The organism is Candidatus Sulfotelmatobacter sp. (assembly GCA_035498555.1).
In the GTDB taxonomy this organism is placed as follows: Bacteria; Eisenbacteria; RBG-16-71-46; order RBG-16-71-46; family RBG-16-71-46; genus DATKAB01.
Genome location: DATKAB010000196.1, coordinates 1 through 8,595, shown reverse-complemented (window position 1 = coordinate 8,595; position 8,595 = coordinate 1). Strand labels below are relative to the sequence as shown.

The following is an 8,595-nucleotide window of genomic DNA, read 5'->3' as shown; positions in this document are numbered from 1 at the left end:
GCCAGGCTGAGCGAGTGCCGTCGGGCATTCGGGATCCGGCTGGTTGGTATCCTCCTCCAGTAGTAGTCGTCCCAGGGGTAAGGCAACCCCACACGCTCCGGGAACAGCCTCGCTTTCAGAATCTCGCGGACACTGAGTGGGCCGGCCCTGATACCCACCCGCATGGCGGGTGTCCCGCCATCATGGTTCTCGGAGAACGGCTTCACGAAGTTCCGCCACACGAATAGTAGCGCCGCCCGCTCAATCACGCTCTGGTGACGCTTGGAGAACGCGACGGTCTCGCGCTTGTGATTGGCGCTGTTGTGCCTGAGGAGCAGATCGATGAGGTTGACCGGGAAGAGCGGATTGCGCGGGGTGCGAGCCTCCACCGAGGGAGTCATCTCGTGGCGGATCGCCAGGGGCTTGAGGCGTCGGAAGGCGCGCGGATAGGCGGGGTGCTCATCGGATCGGATGGTGAGCGAGGTGTCGAGCGGGGCCGCGAGGCGGACCAGCTGAACGACGCTGTCTTCGAGAGCCTTCGGTGAGGGACGGCCATGACGGGCCTCGAGAATCGTTCTTCTCCTCTGCTGGGCGGCAGTCATCCGTCCCTTGCGGCGCAGCTCGGCGAAGGTGAACGAATACACGTAGTGAGACTTCGAGCCGACGGCGACGTTCAGGTGGAGGGGATGGTACTGGCTGTAGGCGAAGCTCTCGAAGCCATCGATCGCGATGGGCTCTGAGACTGGAACACGGGGCCGGTGTTGATGGAGAAAGAGCAGAGCGTGCCTTCCCAGCCGCGCAGACTGCCCCATGACGGTGGTGGGACTGCAGCGCGCTTCGCGCGCGATCTGGCGGAAGCCGGAGCAGGCGAGCAGGCGGTGGAAGATGGGCTCGAGCAGCTCGGGGCGCTTGAGGTAGTAGGTGGTGGAGAAGGTCTGGGAGCTAAAGGTCGAGCCGCAGTGTCGACAGCGGAAACGCGGAATGGTGCGTGGTGGACAGTGGCGGTGGAAGGAACCGAAGCGGACCCAGCGCCAGCCGAGCGGGTTCAAGTGATAGTGGCACCACGGCCTGGGGCAGAAGGGAGGGGTGAACGACGTGTCCGAATGCGGCATGGTCGGGATCGCAGTGCACGACCCCGGCCATCAACATTCTCCGCCGCACAAACCTCTAGTTGCTCACGGTCTTGAGCTCGCCGCGCTTGACCCGGTAGCTCTCCTCGACCTGCTTCCTCTGATCGGCGTACTGGGCGCGCAACTTCTCGACGTCGGTCTTCTCGCGATCGGCGAGCGCTGCCAGCTCGCTCGCCTCCTGGCGATCGAGATCCTGGATCGCGGCGGGCTTCCCCTGCTCGACCAGCGTCTTCCGCCGCTCCTCCAGGGAAGCGATCTGCGAATCGTACTTGTCGTGGAGCGCCTTGATCTGGGCGTTCAGCGGATCGAGCTGGGAATGGAACTCGGTTTTCACCGACTGGATCTGGGTCTGCAGTTGCTGGATCTCTGCTTGATTGGGATTGCCGGAGGGAGCCGGGCTCGCCGGGGCCGCGGGGGTCTCCGGCATGGTCTGCATCGACCCGGGGGTCGCTGGCGCGCGCGGCGCGGCGTGCGCGGGAGACAGGGGGTGGAGGGCGAAGATCGCGAACAGCGCGGCGAGGGCGGACCCACCGGCGAGCAGACGTCGAAGCCTCGAATCTCGCATCGAAACTCTCCCGGATCGTGCGGCCGGGACGGGGCACCGGCGGGATCCTAACCCGAAGTGGGCCGTGAATGTTCTCTCAACTACAAGTGCGTGTGAGCCGATAACACCCTCATAACGACGTGTGGGCATTGACCCTCACGCGTGCGCTGTGCTAGTTTCCACTGCGTCGCATGCGGTGCCGTCGGCTCTCGAGAGCCGAATCGGTTCCCTCAGGAGGATGAGTCCCTGGGCGACAACAGGTTGCCAGACAACTTCGACATCGCAACTTCGAGATCAAGCGCTCTTGGCCAAGGCCCTTCCGGGGCCAACCGGGTCAAGAGTTTTGTGTTTTTCCGAGACGCGAGGGTTTCACAGTGAACGTTCGCAAGTTCCCGATCGAGCATCTCGAGCCGGTCTCGCTGCTGGGACAGAACGACGCCAATCTCCGCCACATCGAGAAGCTGGTGCCGGTGCGAATCACCCTGCGCGACGGCACGCTCACGCTCGCTGGTGACGAAGAGGCGGTCGGCACCGCGGCCCGGGCGGTCGAGCAGCTGGTGGATCTCGCCGAGCGCGGCAAGGTGATCGAGGAGGCCGACGTTGCCTCGGCCCTCGGGCTCATGAAGCGCAATGGGAACGGCTACGTGCGGCTCGCCGACGCCTACGACGGCGCCCCGGGCTACGCGTTCGATCGCAAGAACGTGAAGGCGCGCACTCCAACGCAGGCCGAGTACCTGAAGGCGCTCGAGGAGCACGAAGTGGTGTTCGCGATCGGGCCGGCGGGAACCGGCAAGACCTATCTGGCGGTGGCTGCGGCGGTCAACGCGCTCCGCCAGAAGAAGGTGGATCGCATCATCCTGGTGCGCCCGGCGGTCGAGGCCGGCGAGAGTCTCGGCTTCCTGCCCGGTGACATGCAGGAAAAGGTGGATCCCTACCTGCGCCCGATGTACGACGCGCTCGCCGATCTCATGTCCTACGACCGCATGCGCCGCTACATCGAGTTGGGCGTGATCGAGATCGCGCCGCTCGCCTTCATGCGCGGGCGCACGCTTCACAATTCGTTCGTGATCCTCGACGAAGCGCAGAACACCACGGTGCGCCAGATGAAGATGTTCCTGACCCGCATGGGAGTGAACGCGCGCGCCGTGATCACGGGTGACATCACGCAGATCGATCTGCGCGATCCGAACAGCTCGGGGCTGGTGCGGATCCAGTCGATTCTCGGGCACGTCTCCGACATCAAGTTCATCTACTTCCATCCCGAGGACGTGGTCCGGCACCGCCTGGTGCGCGATATCATCCGCGCGTTCGACGACTATCATGCGCGCATGAACGGCCAGTCCGATGACGGGGTGGGCGAGGACGTCGCTCCGCACGACGCCGAACCTCACTCGTCCGCATCCGGCGAGGCCGAGGAATCCGGCCCGGCCGGCGATCCGGCCTAGGCGCGGAGCCTGGGCGCGGCCGCTTTTTTCGGAGCTCTCGTGACTTCTCAGGACGTCGCCAGCAAGCCGGCGCTTCCCGATCGCGCGCGCAGCGTGCGATGGGGGTACTTCGGCGCGCGCGCCGGTCTGGTTGCCGTGCTGCTGGCGCTGGCGGCTCTGCTGCCCGCGGCGCGCGGCGTCCCCGAGAAATATCGCTATCGCGAAGGCGACATCGCGCGCGAGCGCGTGGTGGCGCCAATGGACTTCCGAGTCGAAAAGGACGAAACCGAGCTGCGGCGCGAGCAGGATCAGGCGGCGGCCGCGGTGCACCCGGTGTTCACCGTGGATCCGCGTGTCTCGTCCGAGACGCTCAGCCGCTTCGGCTCGTTCCAGGAGCGGGTGCTCACCACCGTCACCGACGCCACGCTCCATTCGGCGGACCGCGCGCAGCGTCTGAAGGCGCTCGGCGTGCCGCTCAGCGACGAGAGCGCCAACGCCCTGGCCGCGCCGGGCCGCGCGCGGCGGGCGCTGCAGGAAATCGGGCAGTGGCTGCACGACGTCTACGACGCCGGGCTGGTGGCCGAGAAGCGCGACGGGCTGATCTCGGGCTATCGGGTGGTTGCGGTGCGCGAGGGCGAAACCGAGACTCCGCGGTCCTCGGCCTCGCTGCTCGACCGCCGCGAGGCGCTCGATCAGATCGCCACCCGGGCGCGGGGGACGTTTCCCGGCGATCCGGCCGGCGCGCGGCTGCTCGGCGAGCTGGCGGCCACCTTCGCCGAACCCAACGTCCTCTACGATCGGGCCGAGACCGAATGGCGCCGCGTGCAGGCCCGCGGCTCGGTTCCCGCCACGATCGGCACGGTGCAGAAGGACGAGCTGATCGTCGACGCCAATCAGCGCGTATCGCACGACGCGGTGCTCAAGCTGCGCTCGCTGCGCGGGCTCGAAGCCGCGCGCCGCCCGAGCAGCGACGCCCTCTATCCGCCGGTCGCGCGCATGCTGCTCATGTTGCTGTTCATCGCCGTGTTCTCCGCCTATCTGCGCGTCGAGCTGCCCGGCGTCTATCGCGACAACTCGATGCTCGCCATGTTCACCCTGCTCACCGCCGTGGTGCTGGCGGCCGCCGAGGTGCTGGTGGGCATGCTCGGCCTGCCCGAGTTCTCCGTGCCGCTGGCGCTGGCGCCGCTGGTGGTGGCGTCGCTGCTCGAGAAGCGCCCGGCGCTCGTCTACACCCTGGTGCTGGTGGTGCTGGTGATCACGGTGGGAGAGCTCAAACCGCCGTTCGTGCCGGTGGCGGTGATGGGCGGTGTCACCGCGGTCTATTCGGTGGTGCGGCTCCGCCACCGCTGGCATTTCGCGCGCGCCACGCTGGCGATCGCCCTCGCCAACCTGGCGGCGATCCTGGCCTGGGACCTGGCGCGCGGCACGCAGGCCGGCGTCCTGCTGCGTGACATCATGTGGGGCGGGGTGGGCAGCTTCCTGTCCGCGTCCCTCGCCTTCGTCATGCTGCCGCCGGTCGAGCACCTGTTCGGGCTCACCTCCGACATCACGCTGCTCGAGTTGTCGGACTTGAACCGGCCGATCCTCAAGCGCCTGCAGCTCGAGGCACCCGGCACCTATCACCACAGCATGGTGGTCGGCAGCCTGGCCGAAGCCGCGGCGGAAGCGATCGGCGCCAACTCCCTGCTCGCGCGCGTGCAGGCCTACTACCACGACATCGGCAAGCTCTCGAAACCCGAGTACTACGCCGAAAACGAGCCGGCCTCCTCGCGCAGCCGCCACGAGCGGCTCACTCCCAGCATGAGCACGCTGGTGGTGAAGTCGCACATCACCGAGGGTCTCGAGATGGCGCGCAAGGAGCGGCTGCCGCGCGCCGTGCAGAACGCGATTCCCGAGCACCACGGCACCATGGTGATGGCGTTCTTCTATCACAAGGCGCTCGAAAACGACCCGAGCGCGCGCCGCGAGGACTTCTGCTATCCCGGCCCGCGCCCGCGTTCGCGCGAGACCGCGATCCTGATGCTGGCCGACGGCGTCGAGGGCGCCTCGCGCGCGCTGGCGGAGCCCACGCCGAGCCGGATTCGCGGCCTGGTCACGCGCATCATCGAGGAGCGCGTGCAGCAGGGTCAGCTCGACGATTGCGGTCTCACCCTCCAGGACCTGGCGCGCATCCGCGAGGCGTTCATCCCCGTACTCACCGCCACGTTCCACGTGCGCGCGCCCTATCCCGCCGACCCCACCCGGCGCACCCGGACCGATGCCGATCTCCGTAAGGAGTCCACGTAGTTTCTCCGGTCTGGCACCGGCGCTGCGCGCGCTGGTTCGGGCCGCCCTCCGCTCGGAAGGTCGCCGGGCCGGCGACGTCGGCGTGCTGCTCGCCGACGACGCGACTCTGCGGCGGCTGAACCGTTCCTGGCGCGGACTGGATCGCGCCACCGACGTGCTGAGCTTCGAATACGGGGAAGCACCCGCCGGGCCCGCGGCGCCACGTCGCGCGACATACACGCTGATCCACGGCGATCTGGCGATCTCGATCGATCGGGTGCGCGAGCAGGCCCGTCGCTTTCGCGTCACGCCGGGGGAGGAGCTGGCGCGCCTGGTGGTGCATGGCGCGCTCCATCTCGCCGGGCTCGATCACCGGCACGCGGCCGAGCGGCGCGAGATGCGCCGCCGCGAGCAGCGGGCGCTGAGGAGTGGCGCGGCCGCGGTCCGCGAGCTGTCGAAGCGGCTCTCGCGAGCGGCGGTTTCCGGTCGGATCGGGGCGCGGTGACGGCCCCCGCCCGATCACGCTACATTCCCGCCGGAGACCGGAGTCTCCCCTTGAGCACCACCCGCCCGCGCGGTGTCTTCACACGGAGCGAGGAGGCCGGCGTGAACCTTTCGAATGCCACGATTGCCCAGCTGCTGATTCCGGTCGAAGACTTCGACCGCGGGATCGCGTTCTACCGTGACGTGCTCGGCCTCCCCTTTCTGTTCGCGGCGCCGCCGCAGATGGCGTTCTTCATGTGTGGAAACGTGCGCCTGCTGGTCGGCGTGATGCCGGCGGGAGAGAACCCGCAGCGCGGCTCGGCCATCTATTTCCGGGTGCCCGACATTCAGGAGGTGTATGCCTCGCTGAGCGCGAAGGGCGTGAAATTCCGCGCCGCGCCGCACCTCGTCCATCGCACCCCGACCTCCGAGCTGTGGCTCTCGGAATTCACCGACCTGGATGGCAACCAGCTCGCATTGATGAGCGAGAGCGCGATCGCCGGTTCATGAAGCGCCTCCGCACCTATCTGCTCACCGGGCTGCTGGTGCTGGCGCCCACGGCGGTCACGCTGGCGGTGTTCTATCGTCTGCTCAACTGGGTCGACAATCTCCTCGGCCGCTACCTGCGCTTCGCCGCGCTCGACTATCACCGCATCCCCGGGCTGGGCCTGCTCGCCACCCTGCTGTTGCTGCTGATCGTGGGGTGGGTCGCGTCGTGGATCGGTTCCCGCCCGCTGCTCAGGATGTGGGACTCGATGATGCAGCGCATCCCCGGCGTCGGGCTGGTCTACGGCTCGACGCGATCGCTGGGTGAAGCGTTTCTCAACGATCGGAGCGAGCCGCCGTTCAAGCAGGTGGTGCTGGTGCCCTGGCCGTCGCCGGGGATCTGGCGCGTGGGCTTCGTCACCGGCCGCGTTCAGCCCGATCTGCGCGAACGGCTCGGCGAGGACGTCGAGGTGGTGTTCGTGCCGCACACGCCGAATCCCGCGTCGGGCTTCGTCCACTACTTTCCGAAGAAAGACGTGATCCGGCTCGACTGGCCGATCGAGGACGGGCTCAAGGTGGTGGTGTCGGGCGGCGTCGTGCAGCCCAGCCAGATCGCGACGCCGCGCGGCTGAGCACGCACCCCGCGCCTCGCGTGATTGGACCGCTCCGCTAGACTGCGGGGCGATGGCGCTCCTCACCACCGAAGGCATCGTCCTCAAGGCCCAGCCGCTCGGCGACACCAGCCGGATCGTCACCGTCTACACGCGCGATCACGGGCTCCGCAAGGTAGTCGCCAAGGGCGCGCGCAAGACCCCGAGCCGGTTCGGCTTCGCGCTCGAGCCGCTGTCGCGCTCGCGGCTGGTGTGCTACCTCAAGGCCGACCGCGACCTGCATCTCCTCTCGCAGGCCGAGGTGCTCGATCCGCTCGGCAGTCGGCTCTCGGATCTGACCCGCCTTGCGCACGCTCAGGCGGCGCTCGAGATCGTGGATCGGCTGGTGTGGGGCGAGGAGCCGCACCCCGAGCTCTTCGATCTGCTCCGCCAGACGCTCGAAGGCTGCGCGGAGGCGCCGGTGGCGGCGCTTCCGGCGGTGACGCTCGCTTTTCAGCTCCAGCTCGCGAGCCTGCTCGGCTATCGCCCGCGGCTCGACGCGTGCGCCAGCTGCGGCGGCGCGCTGTCGCCGCGGCGATGGTTCTCGGCGGCCCGCGGCGGACTGCTCTGCGACTCGTGCGCCGCGCGCGAGCCGGGCGTGATCACGCTGTCGGCCGACGCGCTCGGGGGCCTCGCCTTGCTTCTGTCGCGCCCGGTGACCGAGGCCGGCGACTACGTCGAGCTCAATCGCTGGGGCGAGCTGCTCAAGGTGGTGGAGGCGTTTCTTCGCACGCATTTCGATCGCTTCCATGGATTGCGATCGCTCGAAGTCCTAAAGTCCCTCCCCGAGACGCGGTCGTGACGGCCGCGTGACTCGCCCCGCCCAACCACGGAGGTTGAACTTTGAACACGGCCGCGGTTTCTCCCAAGTCGCGCCTGGTCGCGGTGCTGCTGTGCTTCTTTCTCGGCGGCCTGGGCGCTCATCGCTACTACGTCGGCAAGATCGGCACCGGCCTGCTGATGCTGTTCACGTTCGGCGGCTGCGGGATCTGGTATCTGATCGATCTCATCATGATCGTGACCGGAAATTTCACCGACAAGGAAGGCCGGCGCGTGTTCAAGTGGACCGAGCCGGGATCGGTGTAGAGCATGGAGGGCACTCACGGCGCGACCGTCGACGCTCGCGCGCCCGGATTCGGCGGCGTCGAGCGGGCTCACCATCACGAGGCGGATCCGATCGAGCGGCGGCAGCCGACGGGATGTGACGCGCCGGGCTGAGGGGATGCGCGTTCCGTTCACCGAAGCGGCATTCTTCGCGGTCTTCGACGACTAGAACGCCCGGCTGTGGCCGGCGCTCGCGCCGCTGCGTACCGAGCTTCAGGATTGCTTGCCCGACCACGCTGCTCACCGCCGGCCTACCGATGAGCCTCGAGGCCGGCAAGCACCGCGAGATCTCGATCATTCCGATCCTCCGGGCGCTCATTGGGGGCTCGGCGGCGATCCCGATTCGAGCCGCTCCCGATATTCTGCTGGTGCCTGCCGGCGGGGCGATGGTGTGGCGCTTTTTCGAGCCGTCGAGCCTGCGCTAGACTGCGCGGCTCGTTCCCGGCCACCGCCTTCCGCAGACGCGAGGTATCTGGGCTCGCATGTCCACGCTCGATCCACGCCGTTCGCTCCAGGAGATGATGCTCGCG

At 68.0% G+C, this 8,595-nt stretch carries 10 protein-coding genes; 8 read left to right on the top strand and 2 right to left on the bottom strand.

Annotated elements, in window-relative coordinates; genetic code table 11:
• Both VMJ70_15305 and VMJ70_15300 read right to left on the bottom strand, forming a co-directional pair.
• On the bottom strand, positions 1-1,028 hold a 1,028-nt coding region (locus VMJ70_15305), incomplete at its 3' end, for a hypothetical protein (GenBank protein HTO92498.1).
• Positions 1,029-1,146: 118 nt separating this feature from the next.
• Entirely contained in the window at positions 1,147-1,536 is a 390-nt protein-coding gene (locus tag VMJ70_15300; GenBank protein HTO92497.1) for a hypothetical protein, read from the bottom strand.
• Between the two features lie 491 nt (positions 1,537-2,027).
• Between VMJ70_15300 and VMJ70_15295 the strand changes: the two genes are divergently transcribed.
• From VMJ70_15295 to VMJ70_15260, 8 genes are all read left to right on the top strand, one after another.
• A complete protein-coding gene (locus VMJ70_15295) occupies positions 2,028-3,098 on the top strand; it encodes a PhoH family protein (GenBank protein ID HTO92496.1) in 1,071 nt (356 codons plus the stop codon).
• Positions 3,099-3,137: 39 nt separating this feature from the next.
• Positions 3,138-5,363 (top strand): HDIG domain-containing protein, encoded by a 2,226-nt coding sequence (locus tag VMJ70_15290; GenBank protein HTO92495.1) that lies wholly within the window; start codon positions 3,138-3,140, stop codon positions 5,361-5,363.
• Positions 5,335-5,847, top strand: coding sequence for an rRNA maturation RNase YbeY (gene ybeY / locus VMJ70_15285; GenBank protein ID HTO92494.1), 513 nt, complete (start codon positions 5,335-5,337; stop codon positions 5,845-5,847). Before VMJ70_15290 ends, ybeY begins: the two co-directional genes overlap by 29 nt.
• A gap of 50 nt (positions 5,848-5,897) precedes the next feature.
• The gene (locus VMJ70_15280) at positions 5,898-6,335 is read left to right on the top strand and encodes a VOC family protein (protein ID HTO92493.1); all 438 of its coding nucleotides are present in this window, start codon (positions 5,898-5,900) and stop codon (positions 6,333-6,335) included.
• Positions 6,332-6,943, top strand: a complete 612-nt coding sequence (locus VMJ70_15275; GenBank protein ID HTO92492.1) for a DUF502 domain-containing protein — start codon at positions 6,332-6,334, stop codon at positions 6,941-6,943. The genes VMJ70_15280 and VMJ70_15275 overlap by 4 nt, the downstream gene beginning before the upstream one ends.
• A 52-nt stretch (positions 6,944-6,995) precedes the next feature.
• On the top strand, positions 6,996-7,763 hold the full coding sequence (gene recO / locus VMJ70_15270) for a DNA repair protein RecO (protein HTO92491.1): 768 nt from the start codon (positions 6,996-6,998) through the stop codon (positions 7,761-7,763).
• Positions 7,764-7,804: 41 nt separating this feature from the next.
• Entirely contained in the window at positions 7,805-8,047 is a 243-nt protein-coding gene (locus VMJ70_15265) for a TM2 domain-containing protein (GenBank protein ID HTO92490.1), read from the top strand.
• Between the two features lie 275 nt (positions 8,048-8,322).
• On the top strand, positions 8,323-8,490 hold the full coding sequence (locus VMJ70_15260; protein HTO92489.1) for a hypothetical protein: 168 nt from the start codon (positions 8,323-8,325) through the stop codon (positions 8,488-8,490).
• Positions 8,491-8,595: the final 105 nt, after the last annotated feature.